The following is a 23,825-nucleotide window of genomic DNA, read 5'->3' as shown; positions in this document are numbered from 1 at the left end:
TGCGGCGGGGTCGCCGTCGTTTGAACGCGTCAGGCGCGCAGCTCCCCGCCGACGGCGCTCGCGACCGCCGCCACGATCCGCTCGCGCACGGCGCCGATCTGCTTCGCGCCGAGGGTCCCCTCGGCGGAGCGCAGTCGCACCGCGAAGGCAAGCGACTTGCGGCCCTCGCCGACCTGCTCGCCCGTGAAGACGTCGAACAGGTGGACGCGCTCGGCGAGATCGCCGGCGCCCACGAGGATCGCGGCCTCGACGGCGCTCGCCGGCACGGACTCCTCCACCACGAAGGCGAAGTCCTCCTTCGCCGGCGGGAAGGTGGGCACCGGTGCGGCCTGCACCACGGCGGGCGCGGAGGCGATGACCGCCTCGATGTCGAGCTCGAACGCGGCGGTGCGCGCGGGCAGCCCGTACGCCTTGATCACCGCGGGGTGCAGCTCGCCCGCGAGACCCACGACGAGGGAGTCCCCCGCGGCGGAGAGGACGCGCAGCTCGGCGCCGCGGCCGGGGTGCAGCGGGGCGAGCTCCCGCTGGCGCACCTCGAGCTCGGCGCCCACCGCGGCGGCGGCCCGGCGGGAGAGGTCGAGCGCGTCGGCCCAGCCCCAGGCCTCGGGCGCGCCCTGCCAGGAGTCGGGGCCGGAGGCCCCGCCCAGCACGGCGCCGAGGACAGAGGTCTGCTCGGGCAGCGCCGCGGCGATCGCCGCGAGCTCCGCCTCGCTGGGACGGGCGGCCGGGGCGGGCACCGGGGCGGCGTCGCCACCGGAGGCGCGGAACACGGAGCCCCGCTGGAAGATCGCGACGGACTCCTCACCGCGGCCCAGGTTGCGCCTCGCCGCGGGGAGCAGGCTCTGCAGCAGCGAGGTGCGCAGCAGCGGCTCGTCCTCGGCGAGCGGGTTCAGCAGGCGCACGGCCCCGCGGCGCTCGTCGTCGGCCGGGTAGCGGAGCGTGTCGAGCACGTCCACCGGCACGAACGGGGAGACCTTGACCTCGACGAGGCCGGCCTCGGCGAGGGCGCGCTGCGCGGAGCGGCGGGCGCGCTGCGCGACGGTGAGGCCGCGGCCCCCGGGGGCGGTGGGCAGCACGGAGGGGATCTCCGCGTAGCCCACGAGGCGGGCGATCTCCTCGACGAGGTCCTCGGCGAGGAGGAGGTCCGGCCGCCAGGACGGCGGGGTGACCACGAGCTGGTCCTCGCCGCCGGGCTCGACGGCGCAGCCGATCTGCTCGAGGCTGCCGCGCACCTGCTCCGCCGTGTAGGGGATGCCGACGAGGCGCTCGGCCGCGTCGGCCGCGAGGCGGATCGGGGCGGGGTCCGTGACGGCGCCGTCGTCGGTGACCGCGGCGGCGATCGTGCCGCCGCCGTGCTCGACGATCAGCTGCGCCGCCCGGGTCGCCGCGATCAGCGGCAGCCGCGGGTCCACGCCGCGCTCGAAGCGCTTGGAGGCCTCGGAGGGCAGGCGGTGACGGCGCGCGGTGCGGGCCACGCTCACGGGGTCGAAGGTCGCGGCCTCCAGGACGATGTCGGTGGTGCTCACGGAGACCTCCGTGGAGGCGCCGCCCATCACGCCGGCGAGGCCGAGCACGCGCGAGGCGTCCGCCCCGTCGGTGATGAGCAGGTCCTCGGGGTCGAGGGTGCGCTCCACGTCGTCGAGGGTCGTGAGCTTCTCCCCCGCCCGGGCGCGGCGCACGACGATCGGCGCGGTCAGCTTCGCCGCGTCGTAGGCGTGCAGCGGCTGGCCGAGGTCGAGCATCACGTAGTTCGTGACGTCGACGATCAGGGAGATCGGGCGCATGCCGGCGAGGGTGAGGCGGCGCGCCATCCAGCGCGGGGTCTGCGCGGAGGGGTCCACACCGGTGACCTCGAGGGCGACGAAGCGGGTGCAGCCCTCGGCGCCGCGGAGCGGGGCGTCGTCGCGGCGCTCGACGGCGATGCCGGTCCCGCTCGCGGCGGGGACCTCGACGGCGAGCGCCGGGTCGGTGTAGGCGGCGCCGGTCGCGTGGGAGTACTCGCGGGCCACGCCGCGCATCGAGAAGCAGTAGCCGCGGTCCGGGGTCACGTTGATCTCGACGACCTCGTCGGCGAGGCCCAGCAGGGCGATCGCGTCGTCGCCGGGCTCGCCGGTGAGACCCTTCGCGTGCCCGCGGCCCAGGACGATGATGCCGTCCTCGCCGTCGGGGTCCGGGCCCAGGCCCAGCTCGTCGCCCGAGCAGATCATGCCGTCGGAGGTGTGGCCGTAGGTCTTCCGCGCGGCGATCGCGAAGTCGCCGGGGAGCACGGTGCCGGGCAGGGAGACGACGACGTGGTCGCCCTCGACGAAGTTGTGCGCGCCGCAGATGATGCCGCGGCTGGGGCGCTCCTGCCCGGGCTGCGGGTCCTTCGGGTCGTCGAGGTCCTCGTTGTGCTCGGGGCCGACGTCGACGCGCACCCAGTTGATGGTCTTGCCGTTCTTCTGCGGCTCCTTGACGAGCTCGAGCACGCGGCCCACCACGAGGGGGCCGGTCACCTGCGCGCCGAAGATCGCCTCCTCCTCGAGGCCCACACGGGAGAGGTCGGTCGCGACCTGCTGGGCGCCGGTGCCCTCGGGCAGGGTGGTGTGCTCGGCGAGCCAGGTCAGGGGAATGCGAGGCATGTCAGATCTCCGTCCCGTAGTGCTGGGAGAAGCGGACGTCGCCCTCCACCATGTCGCGCATGTCGGCGACGCTGTTGCGCAGCATGAGGATGCGCTCGATGCCCAGGCCGAAGGCGAAGCCCTGGTACTCCTCGGGGTCCACGCCGGCCGCGCGCAGCACGTTCGGGTGGACCATGCCGCAGCCGCCCATCTCGATCCAGCCGGTGCCGCCGCAGACCCGGCACTCCGGGTCCGCGTCGTGGTCCAGGCCCAGGCGCGCGTCGCAGGAGAAGCAGCGGAAGTCCATCTCCGCGCTCGGCTCCGTGAAGGGGAAGTGGTTGGGGCGCAGGCGCGTCACGGGCGCCCCGCCGAAGAGGTGCGCGGCGAAGGCGTCGAGCGTGCCGACGAGGTTCGCCATCGTCAGGCCCTTGTCGATCGCGAGGCCCTCGACCTGGTGGAAGACGGGCGAGTGGGTCGCGTCGATCTCGTCCGCCCGGTACACGGTGCCGGGGCACGCGACGTACAGCGGGGCGCCGCGCTCGAGCATGGCGCGGATCTGCACCGGCGAGGTCTGCGTGCGCAGCATCATCCCGGAGCCCTCGGGCGCGAGGTAGATCGAGTCCTGCAGCGAGCGGGAGGGGTGCTCGGGATCCGCGTTCAGCGCGTCGAAGTTCAGCCAGGAGGACTCCGCCTCGGGGCCCTCCGCGATCTCCCAGCCGATGCCGACGAAGAAGTCCTCGATGCGGTCGGTGAGCGTGCTCAGCGGGTGCGCGGCGCCGCGGGGACGGCGGTCCGTGGGCAGGGTCATGTCCACGGTCTCGGCGGCGAGCGCGGCCTCCTCCTCGGCGGCGGCGAGCTCGCCCTGGCGGGCGGCGAGGGCCTGCTGGACACGGCCCTTGCCCTGCCCCACGAGCTTGCCCGCGGCGGCCTTCTGGTCCTTGGGGAGGTCCTTGATCGCGCGGTTCGCGGTGCTCAGCACGCTCGCGTCGCCCACGTGGTCGATGCGCACCTGCTTGAGGGTCGCGGTGTCCGGGGCCGCGGCGATCGCGGCGAGCGCGGCGTCGACGGCGGCGGTGATCGCCTGCTCGTCGATCGCGGGCCCGCCGGGCGCGGGGTTCGTCTCTGACACGGGGTTCGCTTTCGTCCTGGGGTGCTCGGGAGGCGCCGGCCGCGAGGCGGGCACCGCGGACCATTCTAGGAGGGATGCACGGGCGTCGGGCCACGGCGCCCGCCCCGGCCCGCGCTCCCCGCTAGCCTGGGACGGCAAGCCCGACCACTGCTGAAGGAGCATCCCCGTGCCCACGACCGTGAAGGGCGTCATCGCCCGCGCCGAGAAGGCGCCCGCCGAGCTCGTCGACATCGTCATCCCCGACCCCGGCCCGCACGACGTGATCGTCGACGTGGAGGCCACCGGCGTGTGCCACACCGACCTCGCCTACCGCGACGGCGGCATCAACGACGAGTTCCCGTTCCTGCTGGGCCACGAGTCCGCCGGCCGCGTGTCCGTCGTCGGCGAGGCCGTGACCCACGTCGAGGTCGGCGACTACGTCGTGCTGAACTGGCGCGCCGTGTGCGGCGAGTGCCGCGCGTGCAGGAAGGGCGTGCCGCAGTACTGCTTCGCCACCCACAACGCCTCGCAGAGGATGACCCTCACCGACGGCACCGAGCTCACCCCCGCGCTCGGCATCGGCTCCTTCGCGGAGAGGACGCTCGTCCACGAGGGCCAGTGCACCAAGGTCTCCGAGGACGCCCCCGCCGAGGTCGCCGGTCTGCTCGGCTGCGGCGTCATGGCGGGCCTCGGCGCGGCCATGAACACCGGCCGGATCCAGCGCGGCGAGAGCGTCGCCGTGATCGGCCTGGGCGGTGTGGGCTGCGCCGCGATCGCGGGCGCGAAGCTCGCGGGCGCCACGACGATCATCGGCCTCGACGTCGACGAGAAGAAGCTCGCGGCGGCGACCGAGCTCGGCGCCACCCACACCCTCGCCACGCAGGGCCTCTCCCCGCAGGAGGTGGCCGAGAAGGTGCAGGAGCTCACCGGCGGCTTCGGCGCGGACGTCGTCATCGACGCCGTCGGCATCCCGCAGACCTACGAGACCGCCTTCTACGCGCGCGACCTCGCCGGCCGCGTCGTGCTCGTGGGCGTGCCGCGCCCGGGCGTGGAGCTCACGCTCCCGCTGCTGGACGTGTTCGGCCGAGGCGGCTCGCTGACGTCCTCCTGGTACGGGGACTGCCTCCCCGAGCGGGACTTCCCCTACCTCACCGACCTGTTCCTGCAGGGCCGCCTGCCGCTGGACCGCTTCGTCACCGGCCGCACGGACCTCGCCGGCGTGGACACGGCGCTGGACTCCCTCCACGAGGGCGGCACGCTGCGCACCGTGGCGGTGGTGGGCCGATGACCGCGCGGCTCGAGCGGACCGTCGTCTCCGGCACCTTCACGCTCGACGGGGAGACCTTCGACGTCGACAACAACGTGTGGGTGCTGGGCGACGACGAGCAGTGCGTCGTCTTCGACGCCCCGCACGACGTCGAGGCGATCGTGCGTCTCGTGGGCGAGCGCGAGTGCGTGGGCATCCTGCTCACCCACGCCCACGACGACCACGTGCGCTTCGCCCCGGAGCTCTCCGAGGCGCTCGAGGCGCCGCTGCTGCTGAACCCGGCCGATGCCGAGCTGTGGAAGCTCACCCACGGCGACCTGCCCTGGGACGCCGACGTCGAGGACGGGGACATGTTCACCGTCGCGGGTGTGGACATCGAGGCCGTGCACACGCCGGGCCACTCCCCCGGCTCGACCTGCTACCACCTCGACCAGCTGCAGGCCGTCATGACCGGCGACACTCTGTTCCAGGGCGGCCCCGGTGCGACCGGCCGCTCGTTCTCCTCCCGCGACACCATCGAGGAGTCGATCCGGGAGCGCCTGTTCGTCATGGACCCCGCGACGGTGGTGCACACCGGTCACGGCGACGACACCACGATCGGCGAGGAGCAGGAGCGCGCCCGCGGCGACTGGCTCTGAGGCCCGCTCAGCTCCCGGCGCCCGTCCCGGGCCCGTCGTCCTCCCGCGCGGAGACGGCCGGGCCGGGGGCGGGCGCCGTCGCGTCGGCCTGGTCCCCGTCGGAAGCGGCACCGCCCTGGAGCCCCGCGAGGTACGCGTTGTACGCGGCGAGCTCGGCGCCGCCGTCGCGCTCGGCCTTGCGGTCGTACTGCCGGGCGCGGCGGTCCTCGGAGCGTATCCACTGGAGCACCATGAGGATCGCGTAGAGCACCGTCGGGATCTCGGAGACGGCCCACATGATCGAGGCGCCGCGGGCCTGGATCAGCTCGAGCTGCGCGGGACCGTAGAGGCCCAGCTCGGTGTACCAGTCCTGCGCCACGATCCAGGTCGCCGAGTACAGGGCGATGCCGAAGAAGGCGTGGAAGGCGAGGGTGACGAGCAGGGTGATGAGCTTGAGGACCGGGTTGATGGGCTTCTGCGCCGGGTCCACGCCGATCAGCACCCAGGCGAAGAGGTACCCGGCGAGCAGGAAGTGCACGGTCATCGCGACGTGGCCCACGTGGGTGCGCATCGACAGCTCGAACAGCGGGGTGAAGTAGAAGACCACGAGCGAGCCGGCGAAGAGCAGCCCGGCCACGGGCGGGCTCGAGACGATGCGCGAGTACCCGGAGTGGAGCGCCGCGAGCACCCACTCGCGCAGGCCACGGGAGCCGTCGGTGCGGGGCGCGACGGCGCGGGAGAGCAGCGTGACGGGGCCGCCGAGCACCCACAGCGGCGGCACGATCATCATCATCGCCATGTGCTGGACCATGTGCGCGTCGAAGCGGTAGCGGCCCCACGCGGCGGCGCCCCCGTTCATCACCCACACGAGAGCGAGGCAGCCGGCGAGCCAGAGCGCGGTGCGCAGCAGCGGCCAGGCGTCGCCGCGGCGGCGCAGGCGCACGACACCCGCGAGGTACAGCCCGGCCATCGCGGAGGCGATGATGACGCTGCCCCAGTCCGGGTGCCAGACGGTGACCAGGGCGGCCGGGTCCAGGGGCGTGGAGGGCGGCAGATAGCCCACGAGCGCGAGCCGGCGCAGGTCCCCGACGAGCGGGACGGTCTGCGGGACGGGCGGGGCGGTGCGGCCCAGCGCGATCGACGCCCCGATGACGACGGCGAGCAGGACGCCCTCGGTGAGGGCGAGGTGGCGGAACCGCAGCCGCTCCCCCAGGCGCCGCCGCTGGGCGGCGCCGAGCGCGGCGAGCCCCACGAGCAGCACCGTCTTCAGCAGCAGCACGCGACCGTAGGCCGTGGTCAGCAGCTCACCGGGGCCGTCGAGCCGGATCGAGGCGTTGACCAGGCCGCTGAGGGCGAGCACGACCACTGCCGCGAGCGCCCACGGGGAGAAGCGGCGCACGACGACGGCCAGCTCCGCATCCGGCAGCCGCGGCGCGATCAGGGCGATCGCGAGCAGCCCGCCCGCCCACACCGAGACCCCGAGGAGATGCAGCACCATCGCGTTGACGGCATTGGTGTGGTCCAGGCTCGCACCGGCATGACCCTCGAGGCCGACGGCGGCGACGCCGAGGCCGGCTGCCGCGAGCGCCCAGGCGGCGCCGACGGTGCTGCGGGCGAGCAGCCCGAGGAGGGCCGAGATCCCGGCGAGGATCGCGACGGCGAGCTGGATCCGGCCGAGGTCCGCGCCGAGCGCGACCTGCCAGACGTCGAGGTCGGTCCCGGCACCGGCCGCCTCGAGACCGCCGAGCGGGACGAGGGCGAGGGCGGAGAGGGCCCACAGGCCGGCGCCGGCGGCGGCGAGGCGCACGGTGCGGCCGCGGCCGCCGCCCAGGGAGCGCACCTCGGCGCGGGAGGGCCCGGGCTGCAGGAGCACGGCGGTCCCGCCGGCGCCCACGGCGAGCAGCAGGCCCAGGTGGTGCAGGCCGCGCACGGCGGGGATCCCCCAGGTGACCAGGCCCGATGCCGGGACGAGGGAGTTCGGGGCGGCGGCGCCGGTCGCGATGATCCCCAGCAGGGCCACGGCGATCGTCAGAGCGAGCAGGACCGGGACCGCGAGCGGGGTGGGGAGGGTGCGGCCGCCGTCCCGGTTGCGGGGCGAGGCTGCGGCGGGGTTCGGGCTCATCGGGCTGTGGGCGCCTTCATCGGGATCGGCGGCGGAGGGTCTCGAAGAGGCACACCGTCGCGGCGGTGTGCACGTTGAGCGATTCGGCGTGACCGGCCAGCGGGATCCGCACGGCGAGCGGGGCGGCGGCGAGGGTGGCCTCGTCGAGCCCCCGGGCCTCATTGCCGAGGATCCAGGCGATCCGCTCGGGCAGCTCCGCCTCGAACAGGTCCGTGCTCGCGTAGCCGCTCGTCGCGGCGGCGGTGATCCCCCGGCCGGCGAGGGCGTCCAGCAGGGCAGGGGCCTCGGCGCCGGCGATCACGGGGAGGTGGAAGGTGCTGCCGACGGCGGCGCGGACGGCCTTCGGGGAGTACGGGTCCGCGCTCGTGCGGGTGAGCAGCACGAGGTCCGCGCCGGCGGCGTCGGCCGTGCGCAGCAGGGTGCCGACGTTCCCGGGGTCCCGCACCTCGTGCAGGACGACCGCGGTGAGCGGCCCCTCGGCGGGCAGCGCGGCGATCGCGGCGAGGGCCGCACCGGCGCTCTCCTCGGGGAGGCGGGCCACGGCGATCGCGCCCTGCGGCGAGACGGCACCCGCGGCACCGCTCTCGGGGCGGTCCTGGCCCTCCCCGCCGCCGGGCTCGCGGGTCATGGCGCGGATGATCGTCTCGTCGACCTCGCGGGTGGGGACACCGGCCTCCTCGGCGAGCCGCGCCAGCTCGGGGTGGTCGCCTGCGGCGCGGGCGGTGAGGAAGAGCTCGAGCGCGAGCTCGGGGCGCTCGGCGAGCAGGGAGCGGACGGCCTGGGGGCCCTCGACGCGGAGGCGACCCTGCTTGCGACGTGCGGAGCGCCCGGACAGTGCCGCGATCCGCCGCACCCGCTCGGAGCGGGGCGAGGTGATCGGGGACTGGTCCGGGCGCTCGGGGTTCACACTGGTGGAGTCAGGCCGCGGGGGCGTTGACGTCCTCGGGCAGCGCGCCCTTGGCGACCTCGACGAGCGCGGCGAAGGCCGGCGCGTCGTTCACGGCGAGCTCGGCGAGCATACGGCGGTCGACCTCGACACCCGCGAGCCCGAGGCCCTGGATGAAGCGGTTGTAGGTCATGCCGTTCGCACGGGCCGCAGCGTTGATGCGCTGGATCCAGAGCTGACGGAAGTTGCCCTTGTTCTTCTTGCGGTCGCGGAAGTTGTAGGTCTGCGAGTGCAGGACCTGCTCCTTCGCCTTGCGGTACAGGCGCGAGCGCTGACCGCGGTAGCCGCTGGCCTGCTCGAGGATCTCCCGACGCTTCTTATGGGCGTTGACCGCCCGCTTCACGCGTGCCACGTGATTCTCCTTCGCTGGTATGTGAGTTCAGTGCTGCGGGAACTCTCCTCCCGCGAGAAGGTTCAGCGGCCGAGCAGCTTCTTCATGCGCTTGACGTCCGCCTTGGCCACATCGGTGTCGTTCCCGAGGCGGCGCTTGCGGGTCGAGCTCTTGTGCTCGAGGAGGTGGCGAGCGTTCGCCTTCTCCCGCATGAGCTTGCCGGAGCCGGTGACGCGGATGCGCTTCTTGGTGCCCGAGTGGGTCTTGTTCTTCGGCATGGTGCCTTGTCTCCTTCGTGCTGTCTCAGGACTCGTCGCCGGTGGGCGCGACGTCCTCGGCAGGCGCCTCGGCCTGCTTCGACGAGTTGCTCTCGGCCTTCTCGGCGTCGGTGCGACGCTTGCGCGCCTCGGCCATCGCCTGGGCCTTCTTCTTGTGGGGTCCGAGGACCATCACCATCGTGCGGCCGTCCTGTCGCGGGTGCGACTCGACGAAGCCGAGCTCGGCGACGTCCTCCGCCATGCGACCGAGCAGCTTGATGCCCATCTCCGGTCGGGACTGCTCGCGACCGCGGAAACGGATCATGACCTTGACCTTGTCGCCACCGCTCAGGAACTTCTCGACGTTGCGACGCTTGGTCTCGTAGTCGTGCTTGTCGATCTTCAGGCCCATCCGGATTTCCTTCTGGACGGTGTTGGCCTGGTTCTTCCGCGACTCGCGGGCCTTCATGTTGGCTTCGTACTTGAACTTGCCGTAATCCATGAGCCGCGCAACAGGCGGATTGGCGCCCTGGGCGACCTCCACCAGATCCAGATCGGCTTCCTGGGCGAGTCGCAGGGCGTCCTCGACGCGGACGATCCCGACCTGCTCGCCGTTGGGGCCGACCAGGAGGACCTTGGGGACCTTGATCTGACCGTTGATGCGCTGTTCGCTGATGGTGGCTCCTCACCTCGGTGTCGACACGGAACATGAGAAAAGGGCCCCCGCTCCTGCGGAGGCCCCGACACCATGGCGCGTGAACGCCGGCCGACCCTCGAGGGCCGGTCTGGTACTGACCCGGTGACGGTCGCCCGGCGCGCTGCGCTCGGGACGGTGGCCACGAGGTGGGAGGGACTCCACTTGAGGACTGCCCTGCCTCCCCACCCCGAACGGGACGGACAGACCGAAGACATGTTCCGGTCGTCTATTCTAGCAGGGCAGAGCGCCGCGTCCAGGGGGTCCTGGGTGATGTGCGTCGCGCAGGGGGACGCCCGCGCCGCGAGGACGAGGAGCACCGGTGGACACCACGGACCATGATCCCACGCCCGCGGAGGGCGTCGGCGGAGCCGACGAGGCCGCCGGATCCCCCGCGGTCGACGGATCCCGCACGACCCCCGCGCCCGGCGCGGCCGGCACGGCTCCCCACAGCTACGACTACGGCTCCGCCGACGCCCCTGACGGCTCGGAGGCCCTCGGTGCCGTCGATGCCCCCGCGGCTGGCTCCCCCGTCGACGCCGAGGCCCCTGCCCCGACCTCCCCGCGCGCCGTGCTCCGCCCCGTGCCCGAGGGCTTCCCCGCCCCCTCCGTCACCCCCTCGCGCCCCAACCGCGCCCCGGCCCTCCCCGTCACCGACGAGCCCGCCCCCCGCTCCGGGCGCGGCCTCCGGATCGCCGCGATCGCCGTCGCCGCCGTGCTCCTGCTCGCGGTGCTGACCGGCGGCGGGATCCTCGCCGTGCGCGCCCTGACCGGCGGTGGGGAGGACACGGCTACCGCGGGCTCCGACCCGGCCACGAGCACCGCGGCGACGGGCACGGTCGCGCTCGGTCCCGCGACCTTCCGCGAGGTCTCCACCGAGGTCGGCGTGCGCTCCGTGGGCGACACGTCGGACCGTCTCGAGCCCGAGGGGGAGTTCGTCGTCGTGACCGTCGAGATCACGAACGACGGCGAGGCCCCGCTCCTGGTGAGCTCCGGCGGTGGCACCATGGAGCTGGTCTCCGCCGCGGGCGACCGCTACCCCGTCTCCGACGAGGCGAACCGCGCGCTCGTCGCGGACTCCGAGGCCTTCGGCACGGTGGGCGCGGGCGAAACCGCCGTCTACCACGGCGTCTTCGACGTCCCGGCGGGCACCGAGCCCACCGGGCTCGACCTCGCCTTCTCCTCCGCCCCCGAGGTGGGCCGGGGCACGCTGCCGCTCGGCGGCTGAGCCCCGATACCCCACCGCACCCGATCCACGTCCGCCCCGCGCTCTCCCCCGCCGTCCCCGAAAGGACCCCCATGACCGAGCAGCAGCACCCCACCACCGAGGACGAGCTCGCCGCGCAGGCGCTGCGCGACATCGCCGACGTCGCCGCCGTCGAGATCATCACCAGCTCCTGCGTGCACCTCATGAGCGCTGCCGCCGTGAAGGTCGGGCTCGGCGAGGACGAGGAGGAGGCCGGCCACAAGGACCTCTCCGAGGCCCGCAAGCTCATCACCGCGCTCGCGGGGCTCGTCGTCGCCGCGGCCCCCGAGATCGGCAACGAGCACGCCCGCTCCCTGCGCGACGGCCTGCGCTCGCTGCAGCTCGCCTTCGCCGAGGCGCTCCCCTTCCCCGACGCGCCGGGCGAGGCCCCGGGCGAGAAGTGGACCGGCCGGGTCTCCTGACCCCGCCCCACCGCCTCAGCCGGCCCCGGCCTCCCAGCGACCCCGTCGCCGGGAGCGCCGCACCCGCCGCGCGAGCAGCGCCGCGAGCGCGACGAGGAGTGCGACCGCTCCCGCGGCGCCCACACCCCAGGCAGGTCCGGCCCCGTCGATGACGGCTCCCACCACGGGGGAGCCCGCGGCGGCGCCGACGGTCATCGCGGTGCCGTGCCAGCCCATCGCCTCCCCGCGCACGGCCTCCGGCACGAGCTGCGCGATCGCCTCCCCCGTCGCCGTGATCATCGGGGCGATGAACAGCCCCGCGAGGGTGATCGTCACCGCGAGCAGGAGCATGTCCCCCGAGGCGGTGACGGCGACCGGGAGCGAGAGCGCCCCGAGCCCCAACAGCACCCACAGCGGGTCCAGCCCGCGGCTCATCGCTCCGTAGACGAGGCCGCCCACGAGGCTGCCCGCGCACCACAGCGCCATCATCCCGGCGATCATCGCCGCGAGGCCCCGGTCGTCGAGGATCGCGACGATCGAGAGGTCCGTCGCGGTGAGGACGAGGGAGCCCGTCGCGGTCGCGAGCAGCACCGAGAGCCCGCCGGCCGTGAGCAGGGCGCGGCGCGCGGCGGCCTTCCCCGGGTCGCCCGGTCCCGGGTCGACCACCGGGATCTGACCCGTGCGGAGGTCCTCCGCGACCCGGCGCTCGGTGAGCAGCTCCTGCTGGGCGAGGACGGCGCCCTCCGCGGCCTCGAGCGGGGCCGGCAGCCGTGCGGGCAGCACGATCTGGTCGCTGCGGGTGGGCGGGTTCGTCACGGCCATGCCGATGCCGGCGAGGGCGACGAGCACCCCCACGACGACGAGGCTCGCGCGGGTGCCCGCGGCGAGTGCGGCGAGGGTCACCGCGGCCGGGCCGATCATGAACACCAGCTCGGTGAACACCGAGTCGAGGGCGAAGGCGCTGCGCCGCAGCGTCGCCGGCACGAGCACCGACAGCGAGGTGCGGACGATCGCCCAGACCGGGAGCCCGAACAGCCCGCCGATCAGCGCGAGCACGAGCACCGCCTCGAAGGGCGCGAAGGCCATGGCGACCACGGCGACGGACTGCACGAGGATCGAGGGCAGCACGGCACGGCGCAGGCCCTTGGTGTCCACGAGCCGCCCGCGCCACGGGGAGGAGATCGCGGTGCCGATCGTCGTCGCGGTGACGACGAGGCCCGCCTCGAGGTAGGAGCGGTCCAGGGTGCGCACGCAGTGGAGGGTCAGCAGCAGGCCCAGCGTGGAGAAGGGGATGCGGGCGAGGAACCCGAGCAGGAGGACGCCCGCGACGCCGGGCGCCGCGAGCACCCGGCGATAGGCGTCCATCTACCGTCCCAGGGCCAGGGTGAGCGAGGAGATCCGCTCCGCGACGAGGGTCGAGGCCCCCAGGCGTGCGGAGAGGTCGGTGACGACCGCCTGCACGCCGTCCCGGTCCAGGCCGTCCTCGAGCCGCACCCGGAGCACGACCTCGGTGCGCTCCCCCGGGGTCGCGGCGAGCGCGAGCACGGAGGGGACGGCGGCCGCGATCGCGTCGAGCTCGGCCGCGAGCTCGGGATCCTCGTGAGGCGGGATCCATGCGCGGCCCTGGGCGAGCGCCCACAGCACGGAGCGCGGCAGCTGGATCGGGCCGCCGTCGGCCGCAGTCACGTCGGAGGCCGAGGCGTCCAGCAGCAGCGACGTGCACCCCTCCTGGACCGCGGCCTGCGCGGCCTGGGCGGCGAGCACGGGCACGGGCCGGGCCTCACGGCGCCAGGCGGAGAGCGCCGCGGCGGAGGTGAAGACGGGCAGCACGCGGGAGCCGTCCGGCGCGGTGAGCGAGACCATCGCCATGTCCGCGCCGTTGTCCCCGGTGAGGCCGTGGGCGGTCTCGCCCTCCTCGGTCGCGACGGCCATGATCGGCACGAGCAGCCGGGAGCCGGCGATCGCGGCGACCAGCGCACGCCGGTGCGGGTCCTCCCCCGCGCGGTGCGCGGCGAGGGCGGCGGCGACGTCGGCCGGGGTGGAGCCGTCGTCCCCCGGGAAGGGGCTCACGGCGTAGTCGCGGCCCTTCCAGGGCACCCCGGCGGTGTCGGTGAGCGGGGACTTCTCGACGAAGTGGGCCGGGAGGTCCCGACGGGCGGGGCTCGGAGCGGGGTCCTGGGGGGAGGTCACGCCCGCCCCGCGACGTCGAGCGCCTCGGGCAGGGTGAAGGCGCCGGCGTAGAGGGCCTTGCCGACGATCGCCCCTTCGACGCCGTCGGCGACGAGCCCGCGCAGCGCCTCGAGGTCCGCGAGGGAGGAGATGCCGCCGGAGGCGACGACCTTCGCCTCGGTGCGGGAGCAGACCTCGCGCAGCAGGTCGACGTTGGGCCCCTGGAGGGTGCCGTCCTTGGTGACGTCGGTGACGACGTAGCGCTGGCAGCCGGCGGCGTCGAGGCGCTCGAGGGTCTCCCAGAGGTCGCCGCCGTCACGGGTCCAGCCGCGGGCGGCGAGGGTCGTGCCGCGCACGTCGAGGCCGACGGCGATGCGGTCGCCGTGCTCGGCGAGGATCTCCGCGGTCCAGTCCGGGTTCTCGAGGGCCGCGGTGCCGAGGTTCACGCGGCGGCAGCCGGTCGCGAGGGCCGCGGCGAGGGACTCGTCGTCCCGGATGCCGCCGGAGAGCTCGACGTTCATGTCCACGGCGGCGACGACCTCCGCGAGCAGCGAGGCGTTGCTGCCGCGGCCGAAGGCGGCGTCGAGGTCCACGAGGTGCAGCCAGCGGGCGCCGCCCTCCTGGAAGCCGAGCGCGGCCTCGAGCGGGGCGCCGTAGGCGGTCTCGGAGCCGGCCTCGCCCTGGACCAGGCGCACGGCCTGGCCTCCCTGCACGTCGACGGCGGGGAGGAGTTCGAGCACGGGAGCGGTCATGAGGGGTGTCTCCTGGTCAGGACTGTGGGGGTGGGTGACGGTGGGGCGGCAGGGGCGGCGCTCAGCCGGTCTGGATGCGCCAGATCGAGACGCCCAGGCACACCAGGCCCACCACCGCGAGGGCGATGACGGACCACAGCGGCTTCTTCGAGCGGAGGAAGGACCAGGCGCCGCCGAGCAGCAGGCCGCCCGCGAAGAGCATGAGGAAGGCGAGGATCACGGGGCGGTCCCCTCGTCCCCGGCCCCGCGGCGCGGGAGGGCCGCGAGCCAGTTGCGCAGCAGTCGCGCGCCCGCGGCGCCGGACTTCTCGGGGTGGAACTGGGTCGCGGTGAGCGCGCCGTTCTCGACGGCGGCGACGAAGCGGTCGCCGCCGTGCTCCGCCCAGGTCACCAGCGGCGGGGTCATGGGACCGATGCTGTCGAGCTCCCAGCTGCGGGCCGCGTAGGAGTGCACGAAGTAGAAGCGCTCCTCGGCGACGCCGTCGAACAGGACGGAGCCCTCGGGGCTCTCGACGGTGTTCCAGCCCATGTGCGGGACGATCTCCGCCTCGAGCCGGGTGACCTCGCCGGGCCACTGGTCCAGGCCCGTGCTGCGCACCCCGTGCTCGGTGCCGGCGGCGAACATGATCTGCAGGCCCACGCAGATGCCGAGCACCGGCAGGCCGCCCGCGAGGCGGCGCTCGACGATCCGGTCGCCGCCCACGGCGAGCACCTGCGCCATGGTCGCCGCGTAGGCGCCCACGCCGGGGACGACGAGGCCGTCGGCCGCGAGGGCCGCCTCGCGGTCCGCGGTGAGCTGCACGTGCGCACCGGCGGCCTCGAGGGCGCGCACCACGGAGCGCACGTTGCCGGAGCCGTGGTCGAGGACCACGACCTCAGGAGCGGTCGTCATCAGCGCTTCTTCTTCGAGATCCAGGAGAGCGCCTCGTTGCGCGTGAGCGTCGAGGGGTCGATGCCCTCGCCGAGCTCGTCGAGGGTGAGGGCGCCCAGCAGCAGCTGCTCGACCTCGTCCGCGACGGCGCCGAGCACGATCGCGGGCGAGACGTCCTCGCCGCGCTCCCCCGCCTTGTAGCGGGTCGCCGTCATGCGGTCGCCGCGGCGCCAGAAGAGCACCAGGCCGGTGCGCTGCAGGGCGGTGGAGGTGATCGCGGCGAGGTCGTGGGCGAGCTGCTCCTTGAGCTCGCCCACGGCGATCGCGCCGGTCTCGGTGTCGAGGGTGCGCGTGCCGCCGGGGATGTCGATCCCGTCGGTGCGGGCCTCGCGGCCCAGGCGGATCGCGCCGGCGAGCGCCTTCGCGGAGGCGACGGAGGTCGCGACCACGGCGATCGCGGGCTCCTCCTCCTCGGCGGACTCGGCGAGCACGTCGTCGACGGTCAGCGGCTCGTCGCCGAGGTCGAGGCCGGCGGTGAGGCGCGCGAACTCGGCGTCGATGTCGTGGGAGCCGTCGCCGGAGGGGTTCTCCTCGGGCTGCTGGGGGTCGGGGCGGTCGGCGGTGGTCACAGTGCTCCCTTCGTGGAGGGGACGTCGAGGACGCGGTCGTCGTAGGCGCAGGCCGCGCGGAGCGCACGGGCGAGGGCCTTGAACTGGGCCTCCACGACGTGGTGGGGATCGCGGCCGGCGAACACGCGCACGTGCAGGCAGATCGCGGCGTGGTGGGCGATGGACTCGAGCACGTGGCGGGTCAGCGAGCCGGTGAAGTGGCCGCCGATGAGGTGCAGGGCCTGCGCCTCGCTCTCCCCGGTGTGCACGCAGTAGGGGCGGCCGGAGAGGTCCACGACGGCCTGCGCGAGCGCCTCGTCGAGCGGGACCATCGCGTCGCCGAAGCGGGCGATGCCCTTCTTGTCGCCGAGCGCCTCGCGCAGCGCCTGGCCCAGCACGATCGCCGTGTCCTCGACGGTGTGGTGCACGTCGATGTGGGTGTCGCCGGTGGCGCGCACGGTGAGGTCGAAGCGCGCGTGGGTGCCGAGCGCGGTGAGCATGTGGTCGAAGAAGGGCACGGAGGTGGACACGTCCACCTGACCGGTGCCGTCGAGATCGAGGCTCAGCTCGATGCTCGACTCGCGGGTGGTGCGGATGATGCTCGCGGTGCGCGCGGGACGCGCGGGGGCGGTGGTCATCGGGGGTCTGCCTCCTCGAGGGCGGTGCGGAATGCGGCGTTGTCCTCCGGGGTGCCGATCGAGACCCGGAGCCAGGGCTGCGGCCCCACCTCGCGGATCAGCACGTCGCGATCGAGCAGCGCCTGCCACACCGCGTGGCGGTCCGCGGCGGTGCGCAGGAGGGGCTGGAAGAAGATGAAGTTGGCGTCCGACGGGGCGACGACGTGACCGCGCTCCGTGAGATGAGCGGCGAGCGCGTCCCGCTCCTCCCGCAGCGTCGCCACCTGGGAGAGCAGCTCCTCGCGGTGGGCGAGGGCGGTGCGGGCGACGGCCTGGGTGACGGCGGAGAGGTGGTAGGGCAGGCGCACGATGCGCACGCCGTCCACGATCGCGGGATCCGCGACGAGGTAGCCGATCCGGCCGCCGGCGAGCGCGAAGGCCTTGGACATGGTGCGGGTGACGACGAGGTTCGCGAACTCGGGCAGCAGCTCGAGGGCGCTCGGGACGCCGTCGCGGCGGAACTCCCCGTAGGCCTCGTCGACGACGAGCAGTCCGCCCGCGGCGAGCATGGCCTCCGCGGCGGCGCGCACGACGGCGGGGTCCAGGGCGGTGCCGGTGGGGTTGTTGGGGCTCGTGAGCACGAGGATCTGCGGCCGGTGCTCGGCGATCGCCGCGGTGACCTGCTCGGCGGTGAGCGCGAAGTCCGGGGCGGGGCCGCGCTCCGCGGTGACCCAGCGGGTGAAGGTGTCCCGCGCGTACTCGGGGTACATCGAGTAGTGCGGCGTGAAGCCGAGGGCCGTGCGCCCGGGCCCGCCGTAGGCGAGCAGCAGCTGGTGCATGACCTCGTTGGAGCCGTTCGCGGCCCACACGGTCTCCGCCGGCGGGGCGGGGATGCCGGACTCGGCGGCGAGATAGGCGGCGAGATCCTCGCGCAGGGCCGTGAACTCGCGGTCCGGGTAGCGGTGCAGGCCGGCGGCGGCCTCGGCGACCGCGGCGCCCATGTCCGCGGCGAGCGCGGCCGAGGGCCCGAAGGGGTTCTCGTTGACGTTGAGCAGATGGGCCACGTCGATCTGGGGAGCGCCGTAGGGCTCCTCCCCCGCGAGGTCGTCGCGTCGCGCCGGGATGCCGGGGCGCGCCGTGCTGGAGAGGGACGCAGGCACGGCCTGGTCCTGAGGGGTGTCGACGGGCATGGCTCCATGGTAGAGGTCCACCGGCCGTGCGGAGGGGGTCGTCCGGGCCCCGTCGCCGCCGCGCGATGCGGCACGTCCCACACCGCGCGGGGCCCTCCGTCCCCGTCCCCGCACCGGGCGCGTGGCTACCCTGGGGGGATGTTCCGCTCCTTCGGTGCCCTGGTGGCCGATCTCCTCGTGATCCTGCTGTTCGTGGCGATCGGTCTGTTCCAGCACGACCTCTCGCTCTCCATGGAGAACATCGCCCAGGTGGGCTGGCCCTACGCGCTGGGCACCCTGCTGGGGCACCTCGTGCTGCGGGCCTGGCGGCACCCGTTCCGGCTGTGGCCGCACGGTGTGCTGATCTGGGCGATCACGATCGTCACCGCGATGGCCGTGCGCACCCTCTTCGGGGCGGGCACCGAGGTGTCCTTCGTGATCGTCTCCGCCGTGTTCACCGGGGTGCTCATGCTCGGCTGGCGCGCCGTCGCCCTGTGGGCCACCCGCGCCGAGCGCCGCCCCGCCCCCGTGGAGCCCGAGCCCACCGCCTGAGGCGCCCCGTGCTGCACGGTGAGTTCCGCGTCGACACCGGCGACGCGCGCCGCGACCGCGCCCTGTCCCCCGAGGAGGTGGACGAGGGCGGTCACGGGATCATCGCCTTCCCCGCCGTCACCGCCGCGGCGGTCGAGGCGACCACGACGGTCACCGTCGAGGACGACCCCGCCGGGGTCGAGCTCGACGTCACGGGCCGGAACGAGCTCGCCCGGCTGTGGCTGCTCTCGCCGTCCCTCACCCTCGGCCGCGGAGCGCTCGTCACGACGCTCCGCGACGAGGGCGAGCACGAGGCCGCCCCGCACGGCAACCCCGGCCCGCCGTGGCGGTGCCACCGCTGGGTCGTGGACGTCGATCCGACCTCCGTCACCGGACCGCCGCTGCACCTCCCGCCGGAGGAGGTCGCGGCGAGCCGACCCGCGCAGGGCGACCGCGTCCTGCTCACCGTCGACCGCCGGGAGGACGGCGCGGCGCGGCGGATCACGATCGACCTGCGGGTCCTCGGCGGCTGAGAGGCGCCACGCCCCCCCCCCCGGCGGGGCGCGGTCAGGCCCCTGCGCCGAAGCGCTCCTGGGCGATGACGGGTCGCAGCGCCTCCTCGACGGCGGGGGTCCCGAACCAGTCGTGGAGGATCCCGCCGAGCAGCACGTTGCCCAGCGCCCCCATGATCATCGACTGGTCCAGGGAGAGGTGCCGCTCCGCGCGCACGCCCGTGCCCACGGCGACGGCGTCGTGGAAGCCGCCCTCCCCGTAGGCGCCGAGCTCCGTCTCGATCCGGGAGAGGTTCGCGAAGGCGGCCTCCGGCTCGTACTGGAGGGCGAGCGCCGCGGCGTGCGGCGTGACGACCCCGTCGAGGCCGCGGGGATAGTCCTCGCCGGCGTGCCAGTCGGTGCCGGCGGCGTCGGAGAAGTAGCCGGTGGGGTTCAGCCCGAGCGCGTCGACGCCGTACTCGCGGTACCCGGCGTGCGGGTCGGAGCTCGGGGAGAAGCCCCAGTAGCCGTAGCCGGCCTCGTCGAGCCCGTGCTCGCGCTGGGCGCGCACGTGGAGCGGGTGGTTCAGGCCCCAGCTGTCCGGGGCCCACTCCGCCTCGGGGACGAAGAGGTCCGGCATGAGCTCCTCGAACATGGAGCCGCCCCAGCCGGGAACGACGTGCATGCCGCGGTAGGGGTGCGCGCCCTCGAAGACGTCGACGCCCTCGTACGTGGCCCACTCCCCGACCGGCGCCGTCTCGGGCCAGGTCCAGTCCGGCGGGAAGGTGCGGAAGGTCGTGAAGTAGACGCCCGCGGCGAACTGCCCCGCGGCGATCCCGAGGTAGGTGACCATGCGGGCCTCGGAGACGGCCGTGTCGTAGTGGTGGGTCGCGTGGTACCAGACGTCCTCGCCGCCCACGCCGTTCCAGGGGGCGGAGGCGGTGACGCCGTCCCGGGACGGGTCCTCGAGCCAGAACCCGCCGACGACCTGCCCGGGCTGCGCATCGACCTCGCGGTCCAGGAACACGTCCCAGCGCATGGCGTCGGTGAGCGCGCGGGCGGCGCGCCGGTTCGAGGGGTCCGCCTCGGCGACGACGTGCAGGGCGGCGCCCAGCCAGCCCATGTCGACGCTCGAGACGAAGGGGACGACCACGTCGCCCGAGCCGGGCCAGGTGCGCAGGATCGACCCGTCGGCCTCGTCGTACCAGTTGACGTACATGCCCGACGGCTCGTGGCGCTCCATCGCGGCGAGGGTGCGCAGCGTGCGGGCGACGCGGCGGCGGGACTCGCCGGGGGTGATCAGGCCCAGCTCGCGGGCCACGAGCGTGGACCACAGCAGGCCGCCGATGTTCGTGGGCGAGGTGTAGCCGGAGCGGGTGGCGAGGTCCGCGCCGATGTTGTCCGCGGCGAGGCCCGTGCCGGGGTGGGTCATGGCGTCGAGGGAGCGCCAGGTGTCCGCGGCCCAGCGGCGCAGGGTCCGCTCGCGCTCCTCCGCGCCGGGGGCGGCGGGCGCCGTGGGGGCGACGGGCGCAGCCGGGGCAGCGGAGGCGGGCGCACCGGCGGCGAGGGCTCCCCCGGCGCCGAGCAGCGGGACGGCGCCGAGCATGCCCCGGCGGGTGAGGCGCCCGGGGGCGGCGTGGGCGCGCTCGGAGCGGCCCGGTCCGGGCGCGGCGCGGTCGGTGCCCTGCCAGGGGAAGGCGGGGCGGCGGTCGGGGCGGGGGGATGCGGCGTGCACGGGGTGCTCCTTCGACGTCGTCGTCTGGGGGATGGTGCACCGGCGGGTCCAGCTGCCGGAGGGGGCGGACGGTCGCCCGGGGCCGGGCGACCGGGTGCCGGCCCGGAGGCCGACGACCGGGGCCGACGGGGTGGTGCCCCGTCGGCCCCGGAGGGTCACTTGATGCCGGTGGTGGCGATGCCCTGGATGAAGTGGCGCTGGAAGAAGAGGAAGACCACGAGGATCGGCAGCACGATGAGCGTGGCGCCCGCGAGCAGCAGTCCGTAGTCCGTCTCGTTCTGGCCGGTCGAGATGAGGGCGAGGGCGACGGGCAGGGTGTAGGTGCTCTCCGAGGAGGAGACCACGAGGGGCCACAGGAAGTTGTTCCAGGAGCCCAGGAAGGTGAGGATCCCGAGGGTCGCGAAGGCGGGGCCCGCGAGCGGGAGGTAGATCCGGAAGAAGATCGCGATCTCCCCCACGCCGTCGATCCGTCCCGCCTCGAGCAGCTCGCGCGGGATGCCGAGGAAGAACTGCCGCATGAGGAACACGCTGAAGGGCTGCACGAGGAAGGGCAGGATCAGCGCGGGGATCGTGTTGGCGAGCCCCATGTTCACCACGAGCACGTACTGCGGGATGAAGGTGACGAGCCCGGGGATCATGAGGCACGCGAGCACGATGCCGAAGAGGATCCTCTTGCCCGGGAAGCGCAGGTGCGCGAGCGCGTAGCCGAACATCGAGCTGAGCACGAGGTTGCCGGCGGTGACGACCACGGCGACGACGGCGGAGTTCGTGAAGTAGCGGCCGAAGGGCCGCTCGAACAGGCGGCGGAAGTTGTCCGGCGTGGGCTGCTCGGGCCACCAGGTGGGCGGGGTGCGCAGCAGCTCCCCCTGGGTCTTGAGGCTGCCGAGGATCATCCACACGAAGGGCGTGATGACCAGGAGCAGGAAGACGGTGAGGACGATGTACGTCAGGACGGGGCGGCGACGTTCGATCATCACTTCTCCCTCATGAGGCGGAACTGGACGAGGGTGACGATCGCGATGACGAGGAAGGTCAAGTAGGCCATGGCGCCCGCGACCCCGTAGTTGCCGAAGCCGAACTGGCTGTAGGTGTACATCGAGGCGGAGATCGTCGAGTTCAGCGGCCCGCCGTTCGTCATGACGAAGGGCTCCTCGAAGAACTGCAGGTAGCCGATCGACGTCGTCACGAGCACGAAGAGCAGGGTCGGCCGGATCGAGGGCACCGTGATGCTGCGGAACCGCTGCCAGGCGTTCGCGCCGTCGAGCGCGGCGGCCTCGTGGAGCTGGCGGTCCACCGCCTGCAGGCCTGCGAGGAAGATGACCATCGAGGTGCCGAAGTTGCGCCACACCGCCATGATCACGAGCGAGAGCAGCGCGGTGCGCTGGTCGCCGAGCCAGTGCGGGCTGTCGATGCCGACCCAGCCGAGCACCGTGTTGACGAGGCCGTTCTCGGGCTGCAGCAGGAAGCGCCAGACCACGGCGACGGCGACGATCGAGGTGATGACCGGGGTGTAGAAGCCGACCCGGAACACGGCACGGAGCTTCCCGACGCCCTTGTCCAGGGCGATCGCGGCGGCGAGTCCGGCGATGATCGTCAGCGGCACGCCGAGCAGCACGAAGACGGCGGTGTTGAGGGCCGCCCGGCGGAACACCGGGTCCTCGAAGGCGGTGAGGTAGTTCTGCAGGCCCACGAAGTTCACGGCGAAGGGGCTGCGGATGTCGGAGATCCGCATGTCCGTGAAGGACATGATCATCGACTGCAGCACCGGCCAGGCGGTGAACACGAGGAAGAGGACCACGAAGGGCAGGGCCAGCAGGAGCCCGGCCCGGGCCTCCGCACCGCCGCCGCGCGAGCGGCGGCCGGCGGGTGCGGGGGCGGGGGCGGGGGCCGGCGCAGGCGCAGTGGAGCTCGTCATCTCAGGCCCCGGTGCCGATGCCCTGGGCCTCGGACTGGGTGGTCGCCAGGGCCTCCGCGGGGGCGAGGCCGTTCTTGCAGACCTCCTCGATCTGCGCGTCGAACTTCGCGGCGACCTGCTCCCAGGTGCCGATGACGGGCGGGGCGAGGGCGGTGTCGAGCTGCGTGCGGAACACCTCGAACTTGTCGTTCGCGGCGACGGCCTTGTCCTCCCAGCCCTTCTGGAGGGAGGGGAGGTCGGCGGAGAGGCCGAACCACTCGACCTGCACCTCGGGGGTGGAGAGGTGCTGGACGAGCTTCCAGGCGGCGTCGCGGTTCTTCGTGCCCTGGAAGACACCGAGGTTCGCGCCGCCGAGGAAGCTCGCGCTGGTCTCCTTCTGCGGCATGACGAAGACGCCGTACTTGTCGGCGAAGCCGTCCCCGCCGAGCGCCTCGACGGCGCTCATCATCCACGGGCCGGAGATGAACATGGGGACATTGCCGGAGACGAAGTCCTGCTCGGTGACGCCGTCCGCCGGGGCGGGGTTCGCGACCTTCTCGGTGAAGTAGGACTGGTAGTAGGCGAGCGCCTCCTCGTTGGGGGCGGACTCGAAGGTGAAGGCGGTGCCGGCCTCGTCGACGACGTCGCCGCCGCCCGACCAGATGAGCGGCATGAGGGTCTGCCAGGAGCCCTGGCCGCCGGGCTGGAGGGAGATGCCCCAGGTGGCGTCGGCCTTCTGCTGGAAGGCCTGGGCGAGGGCGAGCAGGCCCTCCCAGTCGGTGGGCGGCTCGGTGACCCCGGCCTTCTCGGCGAGGTCCTTGCGGTAGAAGACGACGCGGGTCTCGACGTACCAGGGCACCCCGTAGACGGTGCCGTCGACGGTGACGGAGTCGAGCGCGCCGGCGAAGTAGTCGTCGGTCGCGATCTCGGAGGGGGTGGGCTCGAGGGCGTCCAGGCCCACGAACTCGGCCATCCAGGTGGAGCCCACCTGGGCGACGTCGGGCGCGGTGCCGGCGGCGATCGCGGAGGTGAACTTGTCGTGCGCGCTGTCCCAGGGGACGGGGGTGACCTCGACGGTGACGTCGGGGTTCTGCTCCTGGAAGCCCTTGAGCAGCTCGGGGAGCTTCTCGCCCTCGGCGCCCATGGCCCAGACGGTGAGGCTGCCGGTCGCGGGACCGTCGGCTAGGGGCTCGGCACTCGCGGAGGCGCCGCCGGAGGTGCCGGCGTCGGGCCGGCCGCAGGAGGCGGCGAGGGCGGCGGTGGCCGTGATGCCGAGGCCGGTGAACACGCGGCGGGAGAGGCGATCCATGGTGACTCCTTCGTCCGGGGCGCCGCCGGGAGGGACCCGCGACGCCGGCGCCTCACGTATGGAAGCGCTTACATCAGGCGACAACGGTAGC

25 protein-coding genes are annotated in these 23,825 nt (G+C 74.0%); 6 read left to right on the top strand and 19 right to left on the bottom strand.

Annotated elements, in window-relative coordinates:
- Nucleotides 1–29: 29 nt before the first annotated feature.
- Nucleotides 30–2,621: a phenylalanine--tRNA ligase subunit beta gene (gene pheT / locus NLU66_RS08710; RefSeq protein WP_259362498.1), complete on the bottom strand. Its 2,592-nt coding sequence runs from the start codon at nucleotides 2,619–2,621 to the stop codon at nucleotides 30–32.
- Between the two features lies 1 nt (nucleotide 2,622).
- The gene (pheS, locus tag NLU66_RS08705; protein WP_259362497.1) at nucleotides 2,623–3,729 is read right to left on the bottom strand and encodes a phenylalanine--tRNA ligase subunit alpha; all 1,107 of its coding nucleotides are present in this window, start codon (nucleotides 3,727–3,729) and stop codon (nucleotides 2,623–2,625) included.
- A 166-nt stretch (nucleotides 3,730–3,895) separates the two neighbouring features.
- Between pheS and NLU66_RS08700 the strand changes: the two genes are divergently transcribed.
- Both NLU66_RS08700 and NLU66_RS08695 read left to right on the top strand, forming a co-directional pair.
- Nucleotides 3,896–4,996 carry an S-(hydroxymethyl)mycothiol dehydrogenase gene (locus tag NLU66_RS08700; protein WP_259362496.1) on the top strand — a complete coding sequence of 367 codons (1,101 nt, stop codon included), beginning with the start codon at nucleotides 3,896–3,898 and terminating at the stop codon, nucleotides 4,994–4,996.
- A complete protein-coding gene (locus tag NLU66_RS08695) occupies nucleotides 4,993–5,613 on the top strand; it encodes an MBL fold metallo-hydrolase (RefSeq protein ID WP_137770284.1) in 621 nt (206 codons plus the stop codon). The genes NLU66_RS08700 and NLU66_RS08695 overlap by 4 nt, the downstream gene beginning before the upstream one ends.
- Before the next feature lie 7 nt (nucleotides 5,614–5,620).
- Here the strand turns inward: NLU66_RS08695 and NLU66_RS08690 are convergent, their stop codons facing one another.
- From NLU66_RS08690 to infC, 5 genes are all read right to left on the bottom strand, one after another.
- Nucleotides 5,621–7,714, bottom strand: coding sequence for a bifunctional copper resistance protein CopD/cytochrome c oxidase assembly protein (locus NLU66_RS08690; protein WP_259362495.1), 2,094 nt, complete (start codon nucleotides 7,712–7,714; stop codon nucleotides 5,621–5,623).
- Nucleotides 7,715–7,730: 16 nt separating this feature from the next.
- Nucleotides 7,731–8,621, bottom strand: coding sequence for a TrmH family RNA methyltransferase (locus NLU66_RS08685; RefSeq protein ID WP_259362494.1), 891 nt, complete (start codon nucleotides 8,619–8,621; stop codon nucleotides 7,731–7,733).
- Between the two features lie 10 nt (nucleotides 8,622–8,631).
- Nucleotides 8,632–9,012: a 50S ribosomal protein L20 gene (gene rplT / locus NLU66_RS08680; protein ID WP_137770281.1), complete on the bottom strand. Its 381-nt coding sequence runs from the start codon at nucleotides 9,010–9,012 to the stop codon at nucleotides 8,632–8,634.
- A 62-nt stretch (nucleotides 9,013–9,074) separates the two neighbouring features.
- A complete protein-coding gene (gene rpmI / locus NLU66_RS08675) occupies nucleotides 9,075–9,269 on the bottom strand; it encodes a 50S ribosomal protein L35 (protein WP_137770280.1) in 195 nt (64 codons plus the stop codon).
- A 25-nt stretch (nucleotides 9,270–9,294) separates the two neighbouring features.
- Nucleotides 9,295–9,876, bottom strand: coding sequence for a translation initiation factor IF-3 (gene infC, locus NLU66_RS08670; protein WP_259362567.1), 582 nt, complete (start codon nucleotides 9,874–9,876; stop codon nucleotides 9,295–9,297).
- A gap of 388 nt (nucleotides 9,877–10,264) precedes the next feature.
- Between infC and NLU66_RS08665 the strand changes: the two genes are divergently transcribed.
- Both NLU66_RS08665 and NLU66_RS08660 read left to right on the top strand, forming a co-directional pair.
- The gene (locus NLU66_RS08665) at nucleotides 10,265–11,170 is read left to right on the top strand and encodes a DUF4352 domain-containing protein (RefSeq protein ID WP_259362493.1); all 906 of its coding nucleotides are present in this window, start codon (nucleotides 10,265–10,267) and stop codon (nucleotides 11,168–11,170) included.
- Nucleotides 11,171–11,241: 71 nt separating this feature from the next.
- Nucleotides 11,242–11,610, top strand: a complete 369-nt coding sequence (locus NLU66_RS08660; protein ID WP_259362492.1) for a DUF1844 domain-containing protein — start codon at nucleotides 11,242–11,244, stop codon at nucleotides 11,608–11,610.
- 15 nt (nucleotides 11,611–11,625) lie between these two features.
- Here NLU66_RS08660 and NLU66_RS08655 read toward each other — a convergent pair whose 3' ends face one another.
- The 8 genes from NLU66_RS08655 to NLU66_RS08620 form a co-directional block, all read right to left on the bottom strand.
- Nucleotides 11,626–12,954: an MFS transporter gene (locus tag NLU66_RS08655; protein ID WP_259362491.1), complete on the bottom strand. Its 1,329-nt coding sequence runs from the start codon at nucleotides 12,952–12,954 to the stop codon at nucleotides 11,626–11,628.
- On the bottom strand, nucleotides 12,955–13,779 hold the full coding sequence (locus NLU66_RS08650) for an SseB family protein (RefSeq protein ID WP_259362490.1): 825 nt from the start codon (nucleotides 13,777–13,779) through the stop codon (nucleotides 12,955–12,957).
- Nucleotides 13,776–14,510 carry a bifunctional 1-(5-phosphoribosyl)-5-((5-phosphoribosylamino)methylideneamino)imidazole-4-carboxamide isomerase/phosphoribosylanthranilate isomerase PriA gene (priA, locus tag NLU66_RS08645; RefSeq protein WP_137770274.1) on the bottom strand — a complete coding sequence of 245 codons (735 nt, stop codon included), beginning with the start codon at nucleotides 14,508–14,510 and terminating at the stop codon, nucleotides 13,776–13,778. The genes NLU66_RS08650 and priA overlap by 4 nt, the downstream gene beginning before the upstream one ends.
- Before the next feature lie 61 nt (nucleotides 14,511–14,571).
- Nucleotides 14,572–14,730 carry a hypothetical protein gene (locus NLU66_RS08640; protein WP_168198061.1) on the bottom strand — a complete coding sequence of 53 codons (159 nt, stop codon included), beginning with the start codon at nucleotides 14,728–14,730 and terminating at the stop codon, nucleotides 14,572–14,574.
- Nucleotides 14,727–15,401 carry an imidazole glycerol phosphate synthase subunit HisH gene (gene hisH / locus NLU66_RS08635; protein ID WP_259362489.1) on the bottom strand — a complete coding sequence of 225 codons (675 nt, stop codon included), beginning with the start codon at nucleotides 15,399–15,401 and terminating at the stop codon, nucleotides 14,727–14,729. Before hisH ends, NLU66_RS08640 begins: the two co-directional genes overlap by 4 nt.
- On the bottom strand, nucleotides 15,401–16,009 hold the full coding sequence (locus NLU66_RS08630) for a hypothetical protein (protein ID WP_259362488.1): 609 nt from the start codon (nucleotides 16,007–16,009) through the stop codon (nucleotides 15,401–15,403). The genes hisH and NLU66_RS08630 overlap by 1 nt, the downstream gene beginning before the upstream one ends.
- Complete coding sequence (hisB, locus tag NLU66_RS08625; protein ID WP_259362487.1) at nucleotides 16,006–16,626, bottom strand: imidazoleglycerol-phosphate dehydratase HisB; 621 nt, start codon at nucleotides 16,624–16,626, stop codon at nucleotides 16,006–16,008. Before hisB ends, NLU66_RS08630 begins: the two co-directional genes overlap by 4 nt.
- Entirely contained in the window at nucleotides 16,623–17,795 is a 1,173-nt protein-coding gene (locus NLU66_RS08620; protein ID WP_259362486.1) for a histidinol-phosphate transaminase, read from the bottom strand. Before NLU66_RS08620 ends, hisB begins: the two co-directional genes overlap by 4 nt.
- 138 nt (nucleotides 17,796–17,933) lie before the next feature.
- Between NLU66_RS08620 and NLU66_RS08615 the strand changes: the two genes are divergently transcribed.
- Nucleotides 17,934–18,326 (top strand): DUF3054 domain-containing protein, encoded by a 393-nt coding sequence (locus NLU66_RS08615; protein WP_259362485.1) that lies wholly within the window; start codon nucleotides 17,934–17,936, stop codon nucleotides 18,324–18,326.
- Between the two features lie 8 nt (nucleotides 18,327–18,334).
- Complete coding sequence (locus tag NLU66_RS08610; RefSeq protein WP_259362484.1) at nucleotides 18,335–18,838, top strand: hypothetical protein; 504 nt, start codon at nucleotides 18,335–18,337, stop codon at nucleotides 18,836–18,838.
- Nucleotides 18,839–18,872: 34 nt separating this feature from the next.
- Here NLU66_RS08610 and NLU66_RS08605 read toward each other — a convergent pair whose 3' ends face one another.
- The 4 genes from NLU66_RS08605 to NLU66_RS08590 form a co-directional block, all read right to left on the bottom strand.
- A complete protein-coding gene (locus NLU66_RS08605) occupies nucleotides 18,873–20,402 on the bottom strand; it encodes a glucoamylase family protein (RefSeq protein WP_259362566.1) in 1,530 nt (509 codons plus the stop codon).
- 284 nt (nucleotides 20,403–20,686) lie between these two features.
- On the bottom strand, nucleotides 20,687–21,505 hold the full coding sequence (locus tag NLU66_RS08600) for a carbohydrate ABC transporter permease (protein WP_259362483.1): 819 nt from the start codon (nucleotides 21,503–21,505) through the stop codon (nucleotides 20,687–20,689).
- Nucleotides 21,505–22,446: a carbohydrate ABC transporter permease gene (locus tag NLU66_RS08595; RefSeq protein WP_259362482.1), complete on the bottom strand. Its 942-nt coding sequence runs from the start codon at nucleotides 22,444–22,446 to the stop codon at nucleotides 21,505–21,507. Before NLU66_RS08595 ends, NLU66_RS08600 begins: the two co-directional genes overlap by 1 nt.
- A 1-nt stretch (nucleotide 22,447) precedes the next feature.
- On the bottom strand, nucleotides 22,448–23,734 hold the full coding sequence (locus NLU66_RS08590; RefSeq protein ID WP_259362481.1) for a sugar ABC transporter substrate-binding protein: 1,287 nt from the start codon (nucleotides 23,732–23,734) through the stop codon (nucleotides 22,448–22,450).
- Nucleotides 23,735–23,825 lie beyond the last annotated feature (91 nt).

The organism is Brachybacterium sp. NBEC-018 (assembly GCF_024860185.1).
In the GTDB taxonomy this organism is placed as follows: Bacteria; Actinomycetota; Actinomycetes; order Actinomycetales; family Dermabacteraceae; genus Brachybacterium; species Brachybacterium rhamnosum.
This window is presented reverse-complemented; position numbering and strand designations above follow the sequence as displayed.

Excerpts from the sequence above, each read along its gene's own strand:
- NLU66_RS08655 (WP_259362491.1), bottom strand. The coding sequence starts at position 12,954 with ATGGACGCCTATCGCCGGGTGCTCGCGGCGCCCGGCGTCGCGGGCGTC.
- NLU66_RS08695 (WP_137770284.1), top strand. The coding sequence starts at position 4,993 with ATGACCGCGCGGCTCGAGCGGACCGTCGTCTCCGGCACCTTCACGCTC.
- NLU66_RS08660 (WP_259362492.1), top strand. The coding sequence starts at position 11,242 with ATGACCGAGCAGCAGCACCCCACCACCGAGGACGAGCTCGCCGCGCAG.
- NLU66_RS08600 (WP_259362483.1), bottom strand. The coding sequence starts at position 21,505 with ATGATCGAACGTCGCCGCCCCGTCCTGACGTACATCGTCCTCACCGTC.
- NLU66_RS08595 (WP_259362482.1), bottom strand. The coding sequence starts at position 22,446 with ATGACGAGCTCCACTGCGCCTGCGCCGGCCCCCGCCCCCGCCCCCGCA.
- NLU66_RS08590 (WP_259362481.1), bottom strand. The coding sequence starts at position 23,734 with ATGGATCGCCTCTCCCGCCGCGTGTTCACCGGCCTCGGCATCACGGCC.
- rpmI (WP_137770280.1), bottom strand. The coding sequence starts at position 9,269 with ATGCCGAAGAACAAGACCCACTCGGGCACCAAGAAGCGCATCCGCGTC.
- pheT (WP_259362498.1), bottom strand. The coding sequence starts at position 2,621 with ATGCCTCGCATTCCCCTGACCTGGCTCGCCGAGCACACCACCCTGCCC.
- NLU66_RS08690 (WP_259362495.1), bottom strand. The coding sequence starts at position 7,714 with ATGAGCCCGAACCCCGCCGCAGCCTCGCCCCGCAACCGGGACGGCGGC.
- NLU66_RS08615 (WP_259362485.1), top strand. The coding sequence starts at position 17,934 with ATGTTCCGCTCCTTCGGTGCCCTGGTGGCCGATCTCCTCGTGATCCTG.
- NLU66_RS08620 (WP_259362486.1), bottom strand. The coding sequence starts at position 17,795 with ATGCCCGTCGACACCCCTCAGGACCAGGCCGTGCCTGCGTCCCTCTCC.
- NLU66_RS08605 (WP_259362566.1), bottom strand. The coding sequence starts at position 20,402 with ATGCTCGGCGCCGTCCCGCTGCTCGGCGCCGGGGGAGCCCTCGCCGCC.
- hisH (WP_259362489.1), bottom strand. The coding sequence starts at position 15,401 with ATGACGACCGCTCCTGAGGTCGTGGTCCTCGACCACGGCTCCGGCAAC.
- hisB (WP_259362487.1), bottom strand. The coding sequence starts at position 16,626 with ATGACCACCGCCCCCGCGCGTCCCGCGCGCACCGCGAGCATCATCCGC.
- priA (WP_137770274.1), bottom strand. The coding sequence starts at position 14,510 with ATGACCGCTCCCGTGCTCGAACTCCTCCCCGCCGTCGACGTGCAGGGA.